Here is an 18,759-nt window from a genome sequence, read left to right as displayed (position 1 = left end):
AGCGAAAAACTTTGCTCCCTTTGCGGTTAAACTAAACATATACATGAAAATCAAGACCAAGCTCCGCCTCGGATTCGGGTTTCTCTTTATAATCGTTTTATCCTTCGGATTAATCGCGCTCTTTTACTTAAATGAGCTTTCCGATAAATCGAAGGTAATTCTTAAAGACAACTACAAATCGCTGAAATATGTTGCTGCCATGCGCAATGTAATCGACCAGCACCCTTTTCCATTAAGCCGCACACAACTGGCTGTATTTAGGGAAAACCTAAAAAATGAGGGTTTAAACATTACCGAGCCTGGCGAAAAAGTGGCTTTCCAGAAATTAGGAATGGCTTTTAACGTGCTGAACAACGCACAATCGTTATCCATTAAAGAAAATAGCATCAAAAATTTGCGTATTGCATTGCGAAATATCGAAGAGTTAAATATGAAGGCCATTTACGATAAAAATGAACTGGCTAACGAAACCTCATCGAGCGCAAACCTGTATATTATGATTGCAGCGACCCTGAGTTTTATTATCCTCTTTACCTTCATTGTAAATTTTCCAGGTTTTGTAGCTAACCCCCTTGCCGAATTTAGTGCAGCCATTAAGCAAATCAGTCGAAAAAACTATAAACAGCGCCTGCATTTCGAAAACGACGATGAGTTTACAGAACTGGCAGACTCCTTTAATGGAATGGTGGTTAAACTAAACGAATGGGAAAACAGCAACTTATCTAAAATTAAATCCGAAAAATCGCGTATCGAAGCCATTATTGCACAAATGCAGGACGCCATAATCGGCTTAAATGAAAAAGGAGAAGTACTCTTTCTAAATCATCTGGCTGCAAAACTAATGAGCCTTGATGAGGATAAGGTTGTTGGTCAGAACGTGGCCGAACTCGTGCAAAAGAATGAACTACTTAAACGAATCATTAAACCGGAAACAGCTGATAATACCTTAAAAATTTATGCTGATGATAAAGAATCTTATTTCCTGTTGGAAAACCGTGAAATCATCATCCCAAATTATGAAGAGCAGAACGAAAGCACATTAATTGCCTCGTCTAAATCTGCAGGAAGCGTTTATACCTTAAAGAATATTACCCAGTTTAAAGAGCTTGATGAAGCCAAAACAAATTTTATCGCTACCGTTTCGCACGAGTTAAAAACACCACTATCGTCTATTAAAATGAGCTTGAAATTGCTTAATGATGAACGTGTGGGTGGTATGAACGAAGAACAGCACGAGTTGCTCAACCACATCAAGGAAGATAGCGACCGGCTGCTGAAAATCACCAGCGAACTTTTAGATCTCTCACAGGCAGAAACCGGTAATTTAAAACTCACTTTTGCCATCACCAAACCCGAAGAAATTGTAAGTTATGCAGTTGATGCCGTTAGATTTCAGGCTGAACAAAAATCAATTCAACTGGTGCTTAACTGCAATCAGAACTTGCCGAATGTGAATGCCGATATCCAGAAAACAGCCTGGGTACTGGTTAACTTTTTATCGAATGCATTGCGGTACAGTTCCGAAAAATCGAAAGTAATCATTGATGTTTTTCAAAAAGACAATTTTATCGAGTTTTCAGTACGTGATTTTGGCAAAGGTATTGACGAAAAATACCAAAAAAGATTATTCGACAGGTATTTCCAGGTACCAACTGATGGTCAGAATAAATCGGGCTCCGGATTGGGTCTGGCCATTTCTAAAGATTTTATCGAAGCCGAAAATGGAAAAATATGGGTAATAAGTGCCATTGGTGAAGGCAGTAAGTTTTGTTTTAGTTTGCCGGTTGTAGAGTAGATCCTATTTCCTTTTAACCGCAAAGGGCACAAAGTTTTACGCAGAGGACACAGAGAAAAGTTGTAAGATAGCAAATGAATGATGGAAAACGGCACCGCCAAACTCCACCCGCCCAGCGCTATACGATATACGGCTCCATTTCCTTATCAATGCTTTTGCGCAATTCCATTAATTTAATCGCGTAACCATGCATGGCAATTTCTTTTTCGGTTTTGGGTTTAAAGGCGGGGATTCCCTTCGGTTGTCCATCGTCATCTACTGCAACAAAAACAATAATACAATGTGTATTTTTCACAAAATCGGCTTGCCCTACGGGTTTTGAAAAAGCATCAACGGCAATATGCATACTGGTTTTACCGGTATAAATGATCCGTGCTTCCATTTTAACCAAATGCCCGATATGAACCGGGTGAAAAAACCTGATTCCACCAACATAAACCGTTACACAATAGGTTTGGCTCCATTGTAAAGCACAGGCAAAAGCAGCCTGATCAATCCATTTCATCATCATCCCCCCGTGTACCTTACCGCCATAATTAACGTCAGAGGGTTCGCTTAAAAATTGAAGTTCGATATGGTTTTTGGTTCTGGGCATGGTAATGTTCTGTTAAAATTGCTTGGTTTTAATGTCTTTGCTAAGATATTATAAAATAAGATATTTTCTTGCAATCAGCTGTTATGATCTGTTAAGAGAGATTGGACAAATTTAATCGCCAGAATAGTCCTGCAGATTTAAGGTGACTACCGCAGATTGCTTATTTTTTCTATTTCCGTGCAGTCAGATGTTGCCATCTGGCTGATAGAAAACTTAGCATCAGTTGATAATAACTGGCTCCAAAAACGGCTCCCGCAGATTAAGATGATTATTGCAAATTGCTTATTTTTTCTGCGCTAATCTGCGAATCTGCTGGAAATAAACTTACCGGCTGTCGTCATCCTGAGTTCATCTCAGGATCTAACTAGCATGATAGATACTGAAACAAGTTCAGTATGACGAAACGGAGAAAGCGCAATTTCCGTGCAGTCAGATGTTACCATCTGGCTGATTGATAACTTAGCATCAGTTGATAACAACTGCGCCAAAAACGGCTCCCGCAGATTAAGATGATTACTGCAAATTGCTTATTTTTTCTGCGCTAATCTGCGAATCTGCGGGAAATAAACTTACCGGCTGTCGTCATCCTGAGTTCATCTCAGGATCTAACTAGCATGATAGATACTGAAACAAGTTCAGTATGACGAAACTACTTTTCTGTATCAATCCGTGTTTATCTGAGGCAAAAAAACAGCCACGAAAAAAGTCGTAGCAAGATGCTACGACTAGATTCAGCGTGCAGTGAGATGTTACCATCTGACTGATAAATAACGTTGTGTCAGTTGGGAACAACTGACACAACATCAATTTCGAAACACAAAATTATTTTGCCATAATACTAATTGCATATCCTCCACCTGGTGCGCAATATTGGGCTAATTTAGTTTTGTTGGTTACCTCCATTTTGCGAATGATATAGGCTTTAGGGTTCGTTTCATAATGTGCATCCTTTGCATCAGCATAAATGGTTGCCGTATATTTTTTACCAGGATCTAAAAAGCTAAAATCGATTTTAGAGGTTCGGGCCACCTCATCATTGGTGCGGCCAACAAACCAGTTGTTTTTACCTTTCGCCTTACGTGCAAAAGTGATATAATCACCAGGCTCTGCTTCTAAAACTTTGGTATCGTCCCAATCTACAGCTACATCTTTAATAAACTGAAAAGCATCCATGTATTTGTTATACGTTTCTGGTAAATCGGCAGCCATTTGCAGCGGGCTATACATAGTAACATAAAGCGCCAACTGGCGGGCCAGTGTGCTGTGCACAAAAGAAGTATTTTCGGGATTGTAAACGCTTACTTTAGTTTCAAAAATACCAGGCGTATAATCCATCGGGCCACCAATTAAACGTGTAAAGGGCAAAATCGTAGTATGATCGGCATTGTTACCGCCAAAGGCTTCATATTCGGTTCCCCTTGCCGATTCGTTTCCAATTAAGTTCGGGTAAGTACGCGCCAAGCCGGTAGGGCGAACAGCCTCATGTGCATTCACCATAATTTTGTATTCAGCTGCTTTTTGGATGGCATACAGGTAATGATTGTTTAACCATTGTCCATAATGATGCTCTCCTCTTGGAATCATATTACCTACATAACCGCTTTTAACGGCATCATAACCATTGGCTTTCATAAATTTGTAAGCAGTATCTAAATGGCGCTCATAATTACGTACAGACGAAGAAGTTTCGTGGTGCATAATCATTTTAATGCCTTTGCTTGCAGCGTAACGATGCAATTCTTTTACATCAAAATCGGGATAGGGCGTTACAAAATCAAATACATAATCTTTTGTTTTACCAAACCAATCTTCCCAACCCTCGTTCCAGCCTTCAACCAAAACCGCATCTAAGCCATTCTTAGCAGCAAAATCGATATATTCTTTTACGTGTGCGGTATTTGCAGCGTGTTTTCCATTAGGTTTCGTTTTGGCATAATCGGTCACACCCAATTGCACGCTGGTTAAATCATTGTAGGCCCAGGTGCTTTTTCCCGTTATCATTTCCCACCAAACACCAACATATTTTGTAGGTTTTATCCACGATACATCTTTAAATTTTGTTGGCTCGTTTAAGTTATAGGTTAATTTTGAGGTCAAAATATCACCTGCTTTATCGCTCACCATAATGGTTCTCCAGGGAGATAAACATGGCGCCTGCATATAACCTTTACCGCCAACTGCATCAGGCGTTAACCATGATTCCAAGACCATGTTTTTGTCATCAAGATTTAACGACATTAAAGAATAATTAATCAACGCCGCTTCATGGATATTAATATACAAACCATCTTTGCTCTTCATCATCAACGGGGTTTGTAAACCTGTTGGTGAAAAAGTAGTTTGCGATGCATTTGGTGTTACAGCAGCTTTCATTTTGCCACGTACTTCTGATAAGTTTGAGGTTACTGTACTATATTCCTGTGTATCGTAATCGCCGGGAAGCCAAAATGCTTTATGGTCGCCGGCTAAGGCAAACTGCGTTTTCTCTTCTTTAATGATGAAATAATCTAAGTTTTTTTGCTCTGGAAATTCGTATCTAAAACCCAAACCATCGTTAAACAGGCGAAAACGCACAATAATATAACGGTTGCTTTCTTTTTGGGTTAGGGTTACTGCCAGTTCGTTATAATGATTTACAATTTCTTTTACCTCGCCCCAAACCGGTTTCCAGGTTTCGTTAAAAGTACTGGTTTTGGTATCGGTTATTGTGAAACCGTTGGTTAAAGATTTACCATCTTTAAGTTCAAGCCCCAGCTTGCTGGTTTTAATAACGACTTTTCCTTTGTACTTTAAGTTATAGGTAGGTACTCCCCCTTCAGCTAAAGCAAAGCTGGCCACCAGATTGCCGTCCGGCGACTTCAAATCCTTTTCGGGAACGTTCCCGAAAGCTTCGCCAAAAAATAGCAAAGTGCATATTAAAATAAGGATTTTAAAGCGGTTAAAGGATTGGTTAGGTTTCTTATTCATGTTATCATTTATTTTTTGTTATTACTATTTATATACATTAGAACTTGCAGGTTTTGGTTTCTCTAATATAAAAACGCATTTAATTAAATACAATTTATATTTAATTAGATCCTAATCCGGTATAACCTGATACAAAAGTATTTCTACTTTACTATGTTTCGGTCCGTGAAGACACGAACCGCGGCGGAAGTTAATATTATTTTTAATGGCCTCATTGAGAGTTGAGCCGTTTAAAAACCTGCGAGGTCTAGTCACGCAATACCTTCGCGTTATGGATTGTAAGGGTTCAGTACCGATTAAGCATCTGTTTTTATTTAATTACGGTATGCTTGCTTGTTTCACAGGTTTTCATCGGTACCGGAGCGAAGCGTAGCCCTGAAAAGCCCGACCCTTTCCCGTATTTTACGGGATTGGGTAACGCCCAAATTAGTTTGCAGTTAACCATTGGCGGTTAGCAGTTTGCCTTGTTAAATAGATCCTGAAACAAGTTCAGGATGACGATTTGATATATTAAAATCGGGACAGGATGATGATACTGTTAGTTACTCTAAAAGCAAAGTATCATCGTCGTCATCGGTTAAGCTTAACTGCACGCTATCGCTACCTGCAATTCCTTCTATAGAACCACGGATATGTGTCGCATTTAACAATACTTTCTCCAATTGTTTTTCTCGTGCCTTCCATAAACGCTCCATCGCATCACGTTCGCGTTGTATGGATAGTTTCATGCTCATAAAACCTTCTCTAATGGCTTTCCATTGTTCAGAAAACTCTGCTCCCATCAAATAATCGTAAAGCATGTGCATTTTTTCGCCGCGGTTTTCCTGCGATTTTACTGCGCCTGCCAAACGCAAAATACCTTCACGCAATACATAGGCTACGGCATTTACTTCTTCAAAAGAACAGATCCAAATCCCATCGCGTTGCCCGAAACAATCCATGCCTTTTGGATAACATTGACTCACAATTACTGCAACATCAATGCCCATGTTACGCATATCTTTCTTCAGTTTCTCGATCCAGTCGCCTCCAAAATCTTTGGTACGCTTGCTTTCGTAAATAATTTTACCACATTCCTGCCCGAATTGATTACGCACCACTTGTACACAGTCTGCACCACGCACTCCTTTACCAACTTCTTCAATTAAATCGAAAGGATAATTGGTACGGAGCAGTTCTTCCAGGATCAATTCCTGCACCTCGCCCTGCAATTGCATACTACCCTGCTCGGCTTTGCGTTTCATTTCTTCAGCCAATTTTTTCTGGTCGTCGAGCTGTTTTTCTAATTCCTTTAAACGCAGCTGGTGTTCAGTATCTTTAATGCTATTTTTTTCTGCCTCTTGTTTACGAATCTGCTCTACCAGCTCATTACGCTGCTCTTGCATTTTACGTTGAAAAGCAAGTTCCATTTCTTCTTCTTTCACCTTAAGGCTTTCTTCGCGACGTAAAAACTCCAGTTCTTTTTCACGGGCCAGCTTTAGTTTTTCGGCATTATCTTTCGCATTACCTTCCAGCATTTGCAGCTTGGTTTCAAAATCGGCCGAAATACTTTTACGCAGGTTTTCCTCGAGATCATCTTTAAGCTTATTTTTCTCTTCGGCAAGTTTAGCTTCAAAAGCTTTTAACTGCAGCTGTTTTTCTGACTCAAAAACCTGCAGTTTACGTTGATATTCTTCATCCTTCTGCCTTGCGTAAGCAGCCGCTTTCTCACGTAACTCTTTCTTATAATCTTCGGCCATGGCTTCTTCCATCGGAAAAACATGGGCACAGTTGGGGCATTTTATTTCGGTAGGCATACAATTATTTTTTTACCACAGCGAACGCTTGGGTTACGACAAAGATATTAAAGCTTTTTATGAATGTACAAACGAGTTTTACACCGTTACCATTAAAGCACCTTCGATCTGATTTCGTGACCGGAGGCTAAAATTTTACTTACCGGGCATTTCGCTGCAATTTCTTCCAATCTGATTTTTTGGTCCTCGGTAAGTACTCCTGTACAGGTAATTTCTTCAAAAAATATAGTCTCGCCATTTTCGGTATCAATGTTTACTTCCACCTCAATTTTATCAATAGGCCATTCTTTTCTATCGGCATACATTCTTAAGGTAATGGCGACACATGATGCTAAAGAAGCCATTAATAATCCTTTGGGGGCAAAACCTTTATGTGTTCCACCTAATTCTAAAGGTTCGTCTACTATTATATCATGAGAACCATTGCTTACTGAACACGCATAATGCTCCTTATTTATTGTTGCTTTTACCATGTAAATTGATTTAGTATCCCAAATATTGTGCTTTAACTTTAAACTTAGGTAAAAGTCTGGTCTTTTTTTGAAAATGAATGAGGAACTGCTTTAGCAAAGAGCCATTGCTACTACTTTCTAAACAAAAAACATCAAACATTATTACAGGCTAATTGTTGAGTTATAAAATCACATGATCATGAACTACAGAAAGTTAATCGGAAAATATTTCAAGCACGAATCGGATAACAGTGCAAAAATAGCACTTGCTTTAGTGGCTGGTTTAGCGGCGGGCGCAGTAATTAGTATTTTATTTGCTCCCGATAGTGGAGCAGGTACGCGGGGAAAAATTGCAGGCGGTGCCAGAAATCTTCGTTATGGATTCCAGGACAAATACAATCTTTTAAAAGAGAAGGTTTTCGGTGTTGAAGCTATCGAAGAAGATATTGTTGAGCATGAAGTGCCACACTTTAAACATACTGTTGCTAAAAAACGCAAATCGGATGTGCAGGAACTTTTACAAAATGCGCACGAAAATACTCAGGTACAGGAAGGGCAAGGATAAAATAAAGGTGACTGGTTATTGGCATGCATTAATTAACATGCCAAAACCCTTTACCGTTTAAACAATTTCTTAGTTTTACAGGATAATATCGGTATATGATTTTTATCCTCTCGAAGATTTTGCTTTTCCTCATTAAACCAATAGTATGGGTTTTTGCGCTTTTGATTTTTGCAATTGCATCTAAACAACCTAAACAAAGGAAAAGATATTTAATCAGTGCTGTGATTATTTTGTTCCTTTTCTCTAATGGCTTTATTGTTGGAAAAATAATGAACAGTTACGAAGCCAGTTATCCGAAAACAGGGAAATACGACATTGGAATAGTTCTTGGAGGTTTTTCGGGTTTAAATAAACGGAATAATGAAATTGCTTTTAATTGGGCAGGAGATAGATTGTTCCAAACAATCGCACTTTATAAAAAAGGACAGATTAAGCAGATCTTGCTTAGTAGTGGAAATGCAAATTTAATAGACCGACAAGTAAAAGAAGCTGACTTAGCCTTCAAATACTTAAAACTGATCGGTATTCCTGATTCTGCAGTCCTGATTGAAAATCACAGCAGAAATACGATCGAAAATGCCAGGAACAGCTTAGCACTCATCACCAAAATCAACCCTACAGCTAAAATTCTGGTGATTACCAGTGCATGGCACATCCCAAGGGCAAAACTAATTTTTGATAAACAGGCCAAACAGAAAATTGAATATTACCCAACCAATTTTTCCGGAAATACTGAATTTCAATTCAGTGATTTCGTTATCCCAAGTGCCAGCGCATTAGAAGCATGGGAAATGTTATTCAGAGAATGGATTGGCTTGGCTGTAGACCGGATAAGGGGTTAATCTGCACAAATCGACTAGTAGCTTGTGCTATTAATTGCTGAAATTGATAATAATGGAACCCGATTATAATTCCATGCAGCTATATAATTGCACAATATAAACAGTAATCAAAACACAAATACAGGTCAACTCTTTGATTTATAAAGCTGTATAAACATCATCAAACATAAAAAATCTATAAAAGTATTTTAAAAATTACTTTCTAAGAATGTTTTTATTTACACAATTGTATATCTTTATGCAATACTTATCTAGATAAAAACATGCTCACAGAAAAACAAACACAAAAATTCTATTGGTTAAAGTACGAAATCAGCTCTATCCAGGCATTAATCCTTAACTCTCCAGGTATTGATCATTTTGCATTTTGTTATTTTTTCCCGGAAACCGACCAGCCAACTAAACCTTTGCAATTGATTGCTTATGGTTACATGGCACCAAGCAACCAGTACAGCAGTTATTTCGACAGGTTGGAAATTTACAACAACAGTGCTTTAGATTTAAGCGGGCCGATTATTTTAAGCAATAATATCATTTCGCTTGCCGATATCTTATTGTTGATTAACAATCCTGATGCTAACGGCGATAAACCTGACTATTTGGTGTTTGTTCCAGATGTTAACCGCGGACACATTTTTTACAATGTTAAACGGTTTAAAAGAATTGACACAGGAGATGTTGAATTAATTTACGACGATGAAACTCCAATTGTTACCAATCCATCTCCGCCAGCTACAATAAATTGATTAATTAACACGCTTATCTCAAATGCTTAAAATATTCCAATTTATTATTGATTGGTCTGAAGTCTGGGCGTTATTAATCCCTATATCTGTACTGCTAATAAAAAAACAACCGGCTAGCCTCAAGCTGGTTGTTTTTTATGTATGGGCAGCGTTGATCATTAACCTGGGAATAGATCTGATCTGGAAATTCAGGAGTATGCTGCCTGTAGCATACAATTCTAATAATTTCCTCTACAACCTACACTCGGTTATCCGTTTTTATCTGTTCTGTGCATTTTTTATTCAGTTAAACCAATCTTTTTTAGTGCCCATAAAGAAAATTATCCCTATCTGCTTTACGGTTTTCATCATCATCAATTTTACTTTTTACGAACACTTTTTTGATTATTGGAAATTAAGCAGCCGTTTGCTCTCAACCGAGGCCATTTTTCTTTTGTTCTATACGCTTCAATATTACTTATTCAAAATAAACGATAGCACGGCTACCAAAATTACGAACAGCGATTTTTGGATAATCACCGGACTTGGCATTTTTGTTACCTTAAATTTTTTCATTTTTCTATTATACAACGAACTTACATTGCGTTTTCAAAATTTTGCCATTAGCTTGTGGAGTGTGCACAATATCTCTTACATCATTTTTAACCTATTTATAGCGAAAGGATTTTATGAATCAGGTAAATAATGAGATTATGCAGATATTAATGGTTGGCATTGCTGCTATGCTTATGTTATTTATCAGTGTACTGCTCATTTTTATATTCATGCAGCGCAAAAAACTTCAATACAAACTTAACCTACAAACCTTACAGAATATACAAAAAAATCAGTTGATCGAAGCAGCAGTAAGGAGCGAGGAAATTGAGCGGCACCGTATTGCTGAAGAATTACACGATGAGGTTGGTGCAATTTTAGGGTCGGCTAGCTTGTATTTCTATGGAACCGATATCAACGGTTGCGACGAAATAAGTAAGGAAATGTATCAAAAAGGCAAAAGTTTGCTTGACGACGGAATTTATAAAATCCGCGGCATTTCGCACAACCTCCACTCCACCATTTTACAAGAATTAGGTTTAAAAGAGGCCATTTCACACTTCTGTAGTAAAATCAGCCATAGTAATGTTGCCGAAATCAGTTTAAGTTTAACAGACGATCACTGCATAAAGGTAAGCCGGAACGATATCAGTATTTACAGAATCATTCAGGAGCTTATCCATAACATAACCAAACATGCAAAAGCCAGCCTTATCCATATTCAATCTGTGAGTGTTAATCATAATTTGGTATTTACCATTTCGCATAACGGCAATGGTCTTACACAAAATCAATTTGAAGAATTGCGCTTTATAAAAGATGGATTAGGTTTGAAAAATATTCAAAATAGAATGATCCTGTTAAAAGCAGACCTTGTTTTTTCACAGTATGGAGGTCGGTATTTTATTAAAATTACCATTCCTGCTAGTTAAACATCTTACTATGTAATATAAATTATATTAAAATGTAATAATAAAACTTCACAAGTTATAAAGTTAAAACCTAAAAGAAAATAATAATAAATACAAATAAGATAGTATTAATAGACAATTAGTGTACATTAAGATAAATATTAAGTAATTTTAAGTGCTCAATTAAAATAATAATGCTCAAAATAAGGATAGCCATAGCAGATGATTATAGCATTTTTAGAGACGGTTTAAGGGTAGGCTTTAACCGTGATAAAAATCTGGAAGTAATATTTGAGGCATCAAACGGTGAAGAACTGATATGCAAACTCGAAGATGTACAGCCGGACGTTATTTTAATGGACCTGAAAATGCCAGTAATGGACGGGATGGAAGCCATGAAATTAATCCGCAAAAAATATGCTGAGAGTATTAAAATTCTTGTTCTAACCATGTATGATGAGGTTAAATTTATTATTCATTTAATGGAAAACGGGGCTAACGGCTATCTATTAAAAAATACAGATCCTAAAGAAATCAGGAAAGCTATTTATTCGGTACACGAAAGCGGCTACTACTTTAACGATATTGTAACCAAAGCATTATTAAAAAAATTAACAATTAAAGGTTCTACCAGGCCCTCGCTCGATCAGAATATAGAATTCTCAGAACGTGAACTGGATGTTTTAAAAATGATCTGTGATGAGAAAACTGCGACTGAAATTGGCACAGAACTTTTTTTGAGTCCCCGTTCAGTTGAAGGTATCAGAATGCGCATTATCGAAAAAACAGGCGTTCGCAATACTGCGGGCCTGGTGATGTTTGCCATTAAAAACGGTGTAATATAACCGTATCAAATCCTCTTTCTTAAGCTAAATACAAGGCTAAAACATTCTTTTGCCTTTCTATCAGCATCTATCTTATTTTAAGCATACACCCAAAAGGCCATTTTATCCTAGTAACTACGTAGAAATACTCAATATTTTAAATGAGTATTACCACTCTGGTAAAAAAATTATGGTGTACCGAACTTTATGTTGTGCAAATGAAGCTTCAAAACAAGGCACACTAAACAATTTTTTATTTACCTCAAAAAGAAAACAAAATGGCAAAGTCAAGTTTATCAAAATCAGAATTAGCAATTCTTGATGCATTAATCGCTAATTTAAAAGGCGACAACGAAATTGTTGAAGCGAATTCAGCAGAACCACTTTTTATTGCTGCAATAGCCCGTACAGCGCTCCAAGCTGTTAAGGTAACCATTCAAGCCACCCCGGTAGTTACCCAGGTAATTGAGGCTATCGGTGCTGCTAATGCTTTAAATGAAGCTGAAATTGGCGCGCTTTCTAAAGAAGCCAAAGATGGTTTGTCTTTAGATAAGCTGATCGAACTTCGTAAAAAATTCAATTAACAATTTGAAAAGGAGGGGAAGTATATCTACCCCCCTTTTCCTCAACTAATTCGAAATTATGATGCTGAAATTAGACCCTGTAGTTATTTACGAGCTTGTAGTAACTATTTTTCTGGCCTTTTGGTTTTTAGCAACCATATTGTGTCAGTTTAAGGAAACCAAAATATCCTCGTTTATCAGATATAAAATTGATTATTTTAACCTGATCCCGCTATGGACATTCTTTGCCCCACACCCCGGTAAAAGGGATTACCATCTACTGTATCGGGATAAAATAACCGACATCGATTATAGCGATTGGCAGGAAATGGAAATTACCGAAGAACGTACAATATGGTCATGGCTTTGGAATCCCGAAAAACGTGATAAAAAAATATTATCAGACGTAGTACAAAGCCTGGTATCAAGCATCCCTTCTTACCGCGAAAAAGCAGGGAACCTAAATTTACTGATGTTTTCTATGCCTTATATCATAGTATTACATGCGGTTAGCCAATACAAAAAACAATCACAAAATTGCTATCGGCAGTTTATGCTTGCAGAATCATCAGGTTATCAAAAAGAAACTGCGCCATCATTAATTCTATTATCCGTTTTTCATCAAATATAAAATAGTCATGATTTTATTAAATGATATATCACAAACCGTACTCATTATATTGAGTATAGGTTTATTAATTTCTACGCTGGAGTACCTCAAGAAAGTGCAGATATTTTCTCCTAATGGTTTGTTATCCTGGAATGTAATGCAGCTAAAATGGACCAAACAGAACGAAAAGTCTTTTTTTAAACCTCTTTTTAAACTGTTTAGCGCACCAGGCCTGGCTGCCCTTTTTATCATCAGGTGCCTGCTTATTGTTGGATTATTGTTCTTTCCGTTACAGAGTACAACAGGATGGGTACTGATCAGTTTGTTAGGATTCAGCTTACTGGCGGCATCACTGGTTACTTATTATGGAAGTGATGGTTCAGACCAGATGAGCATGCTCATTATCATCACATTGATCCTATGCAATCTTCCTGCTTTTACAACTGGTAAATTGAGAGATATCGGTATATGGTTTATCGGATTACAGGCCTGTCTTTCTTATACTGTTGCGGGTATTGCCAAACTTGTATCTGCTGAGTGGCGTTCGGGAACAGCAATAAAAGATGTATTCTCGACCAAAACATATGGCTCCAAAAAAGCAAGTCTTTTATTGCAAAAATACCCTTCTGCAAACCGTTTTCTGTGTTGGAACGTTATTGTTATGGAAACCATATTTCCATTATGCCTTATTCTGCCCTGGCAGTATGCCATAGTATTTCTGATCTGGGGATTTATATTCCATTTCTTTACAGCGCTTATTATGGGCTTGAATTCGTTTTTCTGGGCTTTTATGGCTACTTATCCAGCAATTTATTTTATTAACCACCAAATAACATGGCACCTATTTTAGACACAACAAAAGACATCATCCTATTTGATGGTGTTTGTAATTTTTGCAATGGCTTTATCAATTATATAATCACTCATGATCAGGCAAACAGGTTTAGCTTTGCTCCGCTTGACAGTGAAACCGCAGTGCAACTGGGCAAAGTCCATCAGGTTAATTTTATAAAACTAAATAGCATTATTGTGGTACGCAACAACGAGTTTCTTAGCCAATCTAATGCAGTAGCTTATATCCTAAAAAATTTAAATGCCTGGTGGGCTCCGTTAATCAATGTGGGTTATTTGGTACCCGGTTTTATAAGAAACCGGCTGTATAAAGCATTCGCCGATAACCGCTATGCTTTATTTGGGCGAACAGACAGTTGTATGCTGCCTACTGAACATATTCGAAGTAAATTTTTGATATAGACTTCGATCGGCGGCTTAATTTTGGTAAATGCAGAATATGGCAGCAATGTTCTGCACACCAAAATTATTTATTAAAACTTGTTTATATTACCCTTCAATTGCTTTCCAAAGCATATCCTTTAGCTCTAAAATATTTTTTTCAGCTACTGACGAAATAAATATAGATGGAATATTTGGCAGATCCTGTTTCATTTCTTCCATTAATTCTTCATCTAACATATCTGATTTGGTAATGGCTAAAACATGCGGTTTCTGCATTAATTCAGGATTGTAAGATTCCAGTTCGCTTTTAAGAATTTCGTATTCTTCTTTAACTGAACGGCTTGTATCAGCCGGAACCATGAACAACAGCACTGAATTACGCTCGATATGACGCAGGAAACGGTAGCCTAAACCTTTACCTTTTGATGCACCTTCTATAATCCCAGGAATATCGGCCATTACAAAAGATTTTCCACCTCTGTAACTTACAATACCCAGGTTAGGAACAATGGTTGTAAAAGGATAATCGGCAATTTCTGGCTTAGCAGCCGAAACTACTGAAAGTAAAGTAGATTTTCCCGCATTTGGAAAACCCACCAGGCCTACATCGGCTAAAACTTTTAATTCTAAAATGTTCCAAACCTCTTGTCCCTGCTCACCCGGTTGTGCAAAACGTGGTGTTTGTTGAACAGAGTTTTTAAAATGCGCATTACCCAAACCGCCACGGCCACCTGGTGTTAAGATCTTAGTTTCGCCATCTTTGGTAATTTCGAAAAGGACTTCTCCGGTTTCAGCATCTTTGGCGATGGTACCAAGCGGAACCTCTAAGATTTCATCCTTACCTTGTTTACCGAATTTATGGGAACTCCCACCTGCTCCACCATCTTCAGCAATAATGTGCTTACGGTATTTAAGGTGTAATAATGTCCAGATATGAATACTGCCTTTAACGATAATGTGGCCGCCACGACCGCCGTCACCACCATCAGGACCACCCATTGACGTTAAAATATCACGATGTAAATGTGCCGAACCTGCCCCGCCTTTACCAGAACGGCAACAAATTTTTACATAATCTACGAAATTCGAACCCTGCGACATATTTTAATATTGAAATGTTTTACTCTCGGAGCGTTGAAATAACAACTCCTTTAAAATTAAAAAGTTATAACGTTTTAACATTATAACTCTTTGTATGTTTTGAAATATACCGGATCTGAAAATTAATCCTGATCTGGCACTTATACTTTATACTGATCTATTACAGCGCAAAGATCATTATATACTGTTTCTATATCACCAATTCCGTTTACTTTATTCAACTTTCCCTGCTCTTCATAATAAGGCAATACGTGGATGGTTTTATCAAAGTATTCTGAAATTCGTTTTTTCAATTTTTCAGCGTCATCATCTGGACGACCGCTGGTTTTATGGCGTTCGGCAATACGTTTTGTCAACTCGTCCTGATCAACATCTAAAGCAATAACACCAGCAATTTTACTGCCTTTACGCTCTAAAAATAAATCAAGTTCAATTGCTTGCGGAACGGTACGCGGAAATCCATCAAACACAAATCCTTTAGCATCAGGATTTTTATCTACCTCTTCTTCAAGCATGGCAATTGTAAGGGCATCAGGAACCAATTCTCCATCAGCTAACAATTGACTCACTTTTTTTCCTAATTCGGTTTCTCCTTTAACGTGTGCTCTAAAAAGATCGCCTGTTGAAACGTGTACCAACTGATATTTTTCTATCAGCTTTTCAGATTGGGTGCCTTTACCCGCCCCTGGAGGGCCAAAGAGAACTAAATTAAGCATTCAAGTTGTTTAGGTTGTCTTCAAAAATTAAAAAAGCCTTATTCCTATGGCTCAGTCAAAAGTAATATTCAAATCACTGATTAATAGGATTAGACATTGCTTACTTTCAAGGCTGCAAATATATCATTATTAATTTAGATGCCATTTAAAATTGATAATTTATTTAAAAAGGGGCTATTTTAATGACATTTATCTTATGCTACGAAGAATCTTGTGCCATTTTTATATTTAACAGAATTTTCTTCAAATACAAGGCGGCCTGACCAAACAATTCCTTTCACATTTTATTAGAAACTGTTAAAAGATGATGAAAATTTACGCAGGTTGTTACGTTGAGTCTGTCGAAACGCCTTAAACTGATCCTTCGACAAGCTAAGAATGACAGAATCCGTTAGTGTGGTCGTCATTCCCGCGCATGCGGGAATCTTAAAATCGCTTGCATTAAGATTATCTGCAATGAGCACTTCGTGGTTCCCAATCGAGTTGGGAATGACGATACCCCGATGCTATTCACTTCCTTAAAATCTCATATTATTTATATTGATTTCATACAAAATATTAACCATTGACAGAATCCTATAGAAAAGTCGTCATTGCGAGGAGGAACGACGAAGCAATCTTTCCTGCTATTGATCCTGCTATAAAGATTGCTTTGTCGGCTGAAAAAGCCTTTTCGCAATAACGAAAATATGAGGAGATTTATCTTCTTTAAAATTCCTATTATTTATATTGCTTTTTATGAAATAAATTGTCCCTCAGGATGATAAGTAAAATATAAAACGAAACCTTAAGCAGTTTCTTAACCAATCAATTTTAACTACAAATGGATTAACCACTATCTAAAAAGAAGTATTTAACACCGCAATATATCCAAAACACAAGTAGATATACCTGTTTTACTCATTCGGTTAAACAGCCTAAAACCTTTTTAAAAAATTCCCTGTTACTTTTTATATGTTTTACCTTAAATCACAAAATCTATGAAAAAGCTGATGATTATCTTATTGGCATTAGGAATAGGCTTAGCCTCTTCTGCCCAAACCCGTCAGGACACCACTAAAAAGAAAACGGAAAAAACCAAACCGGCAAAGAAAAATGTTCCCGGCAAAAGGGATACGACCAAGCGTGACACGCTGAAACGTGACACCATAAAAAAAACAATCCCACCACTATAGGACTAAGCCCGGTTAATCCGGGCTTTTTGTTGCTACTTATTTTCGTGGATAGCAGCTTTCAATATTGCATTGCGAAAAATGCAAAACTCACCCAAGTTAATTTAATCAAACTTCTTTTTGACTTAACACCATGTTCCTCAGGTATTTTTCCTCGTTGCGGTTTATACCTAGGGCACTAGTAAGCCAAAAAATGACGCATGCCAAATGGTATACCCTTTGATGAACTTTATTATACCTTAAAACATTTTTTGCTATGACACAATCCGAATTCACCCAAAGCGTAAACCTCTATTCGAGAGCGCTGCAATTACATGCCCTCAATTTTACTAAAGATCCTGATGACGCAAATGACCTGTTACAGGATACGCTTGTTAAAGCCATCCGGTTTGCTAAAAACTTTAATCATGGCACCAATATAAAGGGATGGCTGTTTGTAATCATGCGCAATACCTTTATCAATTCTTATCGCCAAAACCAAAGACATCGCGACCGCATTGTTCAGGTAGAAGAAATCTCTTCAGCGAACCTTTGCCATAGTGCAACCTCAAACCATGCAGAACACAGGTTTGCGATGGAAGACATTAAAAATGCTTTAAACAGGCTTCCGGCAGCATATTCAGTACCTTTTATCCGGTATTTCGAAGGATATAAATATAAGGAAATAGCCGAAGAACTGGGTATCCCGGTGGGTACAGTTAAAACACATATCCATCAGGCCAGGTTACTGCTTAAAAAGCAACTTAAACAATATAAAACGCAATAACTATAATGGCCTGCTGCTGTCCTATGGCATGCAGGCCTGACCACAAATACAGACAGCCTATTGCCTGCGCTGTTGTTGCGCAAATTACGTGATCTTACGTAACTTATACCTAAAAGCACCTGGTAAATCCTGTCTGAATGTAATGCTATATCCCCAGGCTTAAACCAACTACCCGGATTCCTATTCCTCAGGATAAATCAGGCAATCTATATAGCACGAGCTTTCCTAATGTCATTAAGTTAAGTAGAAGCTGTCAGTCTGAGCTTGTCAAAGACCTTTAATTGTCGAAAACAAAAACATTTTTCCTTCGACAGGCTAACATTGACAGACACTAAAAATCGGCGTCATCTCCTTTTCAATGCGGAGTGGAGAGATCTTTTAACTATGTTTAAAAGATCTCTCCACTGCGGTCGAGATGACGATTTATCTTAACCTGTCATCCAACTCCTTTGTTTTTGGCTAAAAAACTGATCTTCCAACTAGGCCATACCACCGTATCTCGGTTCTACTTAAATCCGGCCAGTTTTTAGTAAAGCACGCTTCGCTTCCTATACATTAATTAACAAAA

19 protein-coding genes are annotated in these 18,759 nt (G+C 37.6%); 13 read left to right on the top strand and 6 right to left on the bottom strand.

All coding sequences use genetic code 11. From position 1 onward, the window contains the following. The first annotated feature begins 43 nt into the window (after window positions 1–43). On the top strand, window positions 44–1,795 hold the full coding sequence (locus QF042_RS07015) for an ATP-binding protein (RefSeq protein WP_307526659.1): 1,752 nt from the start codon (window positions 44–46) through the stop codon (window positions 1,793–1,795). 118 nt (window positions 1,796–1,913) lie between these two features. Here QF042_RS07015 and QF042_RS07010 read toward each other — a convergent pair whose 3' ends face one another. The 4 genes from QF042_RS07010 to QF042_RS06995 all read right to left on the bottom strand — a co-directional run bounded on the left by QF042_RS07010 (window position 1,914) and on the right by QF042_RS06995 (window position 7,626). After that, complete coding sequence (locus QF042_RS07010) at window positions 1,914–2,390, bottom strand: acyl-CoA thioesterase (protein ID WP_230149642.1); 477 nt, start codon at window positions 2,388–2,390, stop codon at window positions 1,914–1,916. An 822-nt stretch (window positions 2,391–3,212) separates the two neighbouring features. Continuing rightward, window positions 3,213–5,357, bottom strand: coding sequence for a glycoside hydrolase family 97 protein (locus QF042_RS07005; RefSeq protein ID WP_307526655.1), 2,145 nt, complete (start codon window positions 5,355–5,357; stop codon window positions 3,213–3,215). 542 nt (window positions 5,358–5,899) lie between these two features. Beyond that, a complete protein-coding gene (locus QF042_RS07000) occupies window positions 5,900–7,153 on the bottom strand; it encodes a DUF2130 domain-containing protein (protein WP_307526654.1) in 1,254 nt (417 codons plus the stop codon). Window positions 7,154–7,245: 92 nt separating this feature from the next. Next, window positions 7,246–7,626, bottom strand: coding sequence for an OsmC family protein (locus tag QF042_RS06995; RefSeq protein WP_307526651.1), 381 nt, complete (start codon window positions 7,624–7,626; stop codon window positions 7,246–7,248). A gap of 178 nt (window positions 7,627–7,804) precedes the next feature. Here QF042_RS06995 and QF042_RS06990 point away from each other — a divergent pair, with 178 nt between their 5' ends. The 10 genes from QF042_RS06990 (at window position 7,805) to QF042_RS06945 (ending at window position 14,454) form a co-directional block, all read left to right on the top strand. After that, the gene (locus QF042_RS06990; protein ID WP_307526649.1) at window positions 7,805–8,170 is read left to right on the top strand and encodes a YtxH domain-containing protein; all 366 of its coding nucleotides are present in this window, start codon (window positions 7,805–7,807) and stop codon (window positions 8,168–8,170) included. A 95-nt stretch (window positions 8,171–8,265) separates the two neighbouring features. Next, window positions 8,266–9,012 carry a YdcF family protein gene (locus tag QF042_RS06985; RefSeq protein ID WP_307526647.1) on the top strand — a complete coding sequence of 249 codons (747 nt, stop codon included), beginning with the start codon at window positions 8,266–8,268 and terminating at the stop codon, window positions 9,010–9,012. Window positions 9,013–9,275: 263 nt separating this feature from the next. Beyond that, a complete protein-coding gene (locus QF042_RS06980) occupies window positions 9,276–9,758 on the top strand; it encodes a hypothetical protein (RefSeq protein WP_307526645.1) in 483 nt (160 codons plus the stop codon). Window positions 9,759–9,780: 22 nt separating this feature from the next. Next, entirely contained in the window at window positions 9,781–10,443 is a 663-nt protein-coding gene (locus QF042_RS06975; RefSeq protein WP_307526644.1) for a hypothetical protein, read from the top strand. Between the two features lie 7 nt (window positions 10,444–10,450). Next, complete coding sequence (locus QF042_RS06970; protein ID WP_307526642.1) at window positions 10,451–11,224, top strand: sensor histidine kinase; 774 nt, start codon at window positions 10,451–10,453, stop codon at window positions 11,222–11,224. A gap of 173 nt (window positions 11,225–11,397) precedes the next feature. Further along, on the top strand, window positions 11,398–12,048 hold the full coding sequence (locus QF042_RS06965) for a response regulator transcription factor (protein ID WP_307526641.1): 651 nt from the start codon (window positions 11,398–11,400) through the stop codon (window positions 12,046–12,048). Between the two features lie 257 nt (window positions 12,049–12,305). After that, window positions 12,306–12,611 (top strand): hypothetical protein, encoded by a 306-nt coding sequence (locus tag QF042_RS06960; protein ID WP_029277731.1) that lies wholly within the window; start codon window positions 12,306–12,308, stop codon window positions 12,609–12,611. Window positions 12,612–12,669: 58 nt separating this feature from the next. Next, complete coding sequence (locus QF042_RS06955) at window positions 12,670–13,221, top strand: hypothetical protein (protein ID WP_307526640.1); 552 nt, start codon at window positions 12,670–12,672, stop codon at window positions 13,219–13,221. A gap of 7 nt (window positions 13,222–13,228) precedes the next feature. Continuing rightward, window positions 13,229–14,050: a hypothetical protein gene (locus QF042_RS06950; protein WP_307526638.1), complete on the top strand. Its 822-nt coding sequence runs from the start codon at window positions 13,229–13,231 to the stop codon at window positions 14,048–14,050. Next, window positions 14,035–14,454, top strand: a complete 420-nt coding sequence (locus QF042_RS06945; protein ID WP_307526636.1) for a thiol-disulfide oxidoreductase DCC family protein — start codon at window positions 14,035–14,037, stop codon at window positions 14,452–14,454. Before QF042_RS06950 ends, QF042_RS06945 begins: the two co-directional genes overlap by 16 nt. An 87-nt stretch (window positions 14,455–14,541) precedes the next feature. On the opposite strand, the gene obgE is transcribed toward QF042_RS06945, so the two are convergent. Together obgE and QF042_RS06935 are read right to left on the bottom strand one after the other, a co-directional pair. Continuing rightward, window positions 14,542–15,537 (bottom strand): GTPase ObgE, encoded by a 996-nt coding sequence (obgE, locus tag QF042_RS06940; RefSeq protein WP_307526635.1) that lies wholly within the window; start codon window positions 15,535–15,537, stop codon window positions 14,542–14,544. Window positions 15,538–15,677: 140 nt separating this feature from the next. Beyond that, on the bottom strand, window positions 15,678–16,253 hold the full coding sequence (locus QF042_RS06935; RefSeq protein ID WP_307526634.1) for an adenylate kinase: 576 nt from the start codon (window positions 16,251–16,253) through the stop codon (window positions 15,678–15,680). 980 nt (window positions 16,254–17,233) lie between these two features. Between QF042_RS06935 and QF042_RS06930 the strand changes: the two genes are divergently transcribed. After that, complete coding sequence (locus QF042_RS06930; RefSeq protein ID WP_307526633.1) at window positions 17,234–17,428, top strand: hypothetical protein; 195 nt, start codon at window positions 17,234–17,236, stop codon at window positions 17,426–17,428. A gap of 253 nt (window positions 17,429–17,681) precedes the next feature. After that, window positions 17,682–18,191 (top strand): RNA polymerase sigma factor, encoded by a 510-nt coding sequence (locus tag QF042_RS06925; RefSeq protein ID WP_307526632.1) that lies wholly within the window; start codon window positions 17,682–17,684, stop codon window positions 18,189–18,191. Window positions 18,192–18,759: the final 568 nt, after the last annotated feature.

Source organism: Pedobacter sp. W3I1, from assembly GCF_030816015.1.
In the GTDB taxonomy this organism is placed as follows: domain Bacteria; phylum Bacteroidota; class Bacteroidia; order Sphingobacteriales; family Sphingobacteriaceae; genus Pedobacter.
Note: the sequence above shows the minus strand (reverse complement) of the source record. Positions and strands in the feature narration are given on the sequence as shown.

Excerpts from the sequence above, each read along its gene's own strand:
- QF042_RS07015 (WP_307526659.1), top strand. The coding sequence starts at position 44 with ATGAAAATCAAGACCAAGCTCCGCCTCGGATTCGGGTTTCTCTTTATA.
- QF042_RS07010 (WP_230149642.1), bottom strand. The coding sequence starts at position 2,390 with ATGCCCAGAACCAAAAACCATATCGAACTTCAATTTTTAAGCGAACCC.
- QF042_RS07005 (WP_307526655.1), bottom strand. The coding sequence starts at position 5,357 with ATGAATAAGAAACCTAACCAATCCTTTAACCGCTTTAAAATCCTTATT.
- QF042_RS07000 (WP_307526654.1), bottom strand. The coding sequence starts at position 7,153 with ATGCCTACCGAAATAAAATGCCCCAACTGTGCCCATGTTTTTCCGATG.
- QF042_RS06995 (WP_307526651.1), bottom strand. The coding sequence starts at position 7,626 with ATGGTAAAAGCAACAATAAATAAGGAGCATTATGCGTGTTCAGTAAGC.
- QF042_RS06990 (WP_307526649.1), top strand. The coding sequence starts at position 7,805 with ATGAACTACAGAAAGTTAATCGGAAAATATTTCAAGCACGAATCGGAT.
- QF042_RS06985 (WP_307526647.1), top strand. The coding sequence starts at position 8,266 with ATGATTTTTATCCTCTCGAAGATTTTGCTTTTCCTCATTAAACCAATA.
- QF042_RS06980 (WP_307526645.1), top strand. The coding sequence starts at position 9,276 with ATGCTCACAGAAAAACAAACACAAAAATTCTATTGGTTAAAGTACGAA.
- QF042_RS06975 (WP_307526644.1), top strand. The coding sequence starts at position 9,781 with ATGCTTAAAATATTCCAATTTATTATTGATTGGTCTGAAGTCTGGGCG.
- QF042_RS06970 (WP_307526642.1), top strand. The coding sequence starts at position 10,451 with ATGCAGATATTAATGGTTGGCATTGCTGCTATGCTTATGTTATTTATC.
- QF042_RS06965 (WP_307526641.1), top strand. The coding sequence starts at position 11,398 with ATGCTCAAAATAAGGATAGCCATAGCAGATGATTATAGCATTTTTAGA.
- QF042_RS06960 (WP_029277731.1), top strand. The coding sequence starts at position 12,306 with ATGGCAAAGTCAAGTTTATCAAAATCAGAATTAGCAATTCTTGATGCA.
- QF042_RS06955 (WP_307526640.1), top strand. The coding sequence starts at position 12,670 with ATGATGCTGAAATTAGACCCTGTAGTTATTTACGAGCTTGTAGTAACT.
- QF042_RS06950 (WP_307526638.1), top strand. The coding sequence starts at position 13,229 with ATGATTTTATTAAATGATATATCACAAACCGTACTCATTATATTGAGT.
- QF042_RS06945 (WP_307526636.1), top strand. The coding sequence starts at position 14,035 with ATGGCACCTATTTTAGACACAACAAAAGACATCATCCTATTTGATGGT.
- obgE (WP_307526635.1), bottom strand. The coding sequence starts at position 15,537 with ATGTCGCAGGGTTCGAATTTCGTAGATTATGTAAAAATTTGTTGCCGT.
- QF042_RS06935 (WP_307526634.1), bottom strand. The coding sequence starts at position 16,253 with ATGCTTAATTTAGTTCTCTTTGGCCCTCCAGGGGCGGGTAAAGGCACC.
- QF042_RS06930 (WP_307526633.1), top strand. The coding sequence starts at position 17,234 with ATGAAAAAGCTGATGATTATCTTATTGGCATTAGGAATAGGCTTAGCC.
- QF042_RS06925 (WP_307526632.1), top strand. The coding sequence starts at position 17,682 with ATGACACAATCCGAATTCACCCAAAGCGTAAACCTCTATTCGAGAGCG.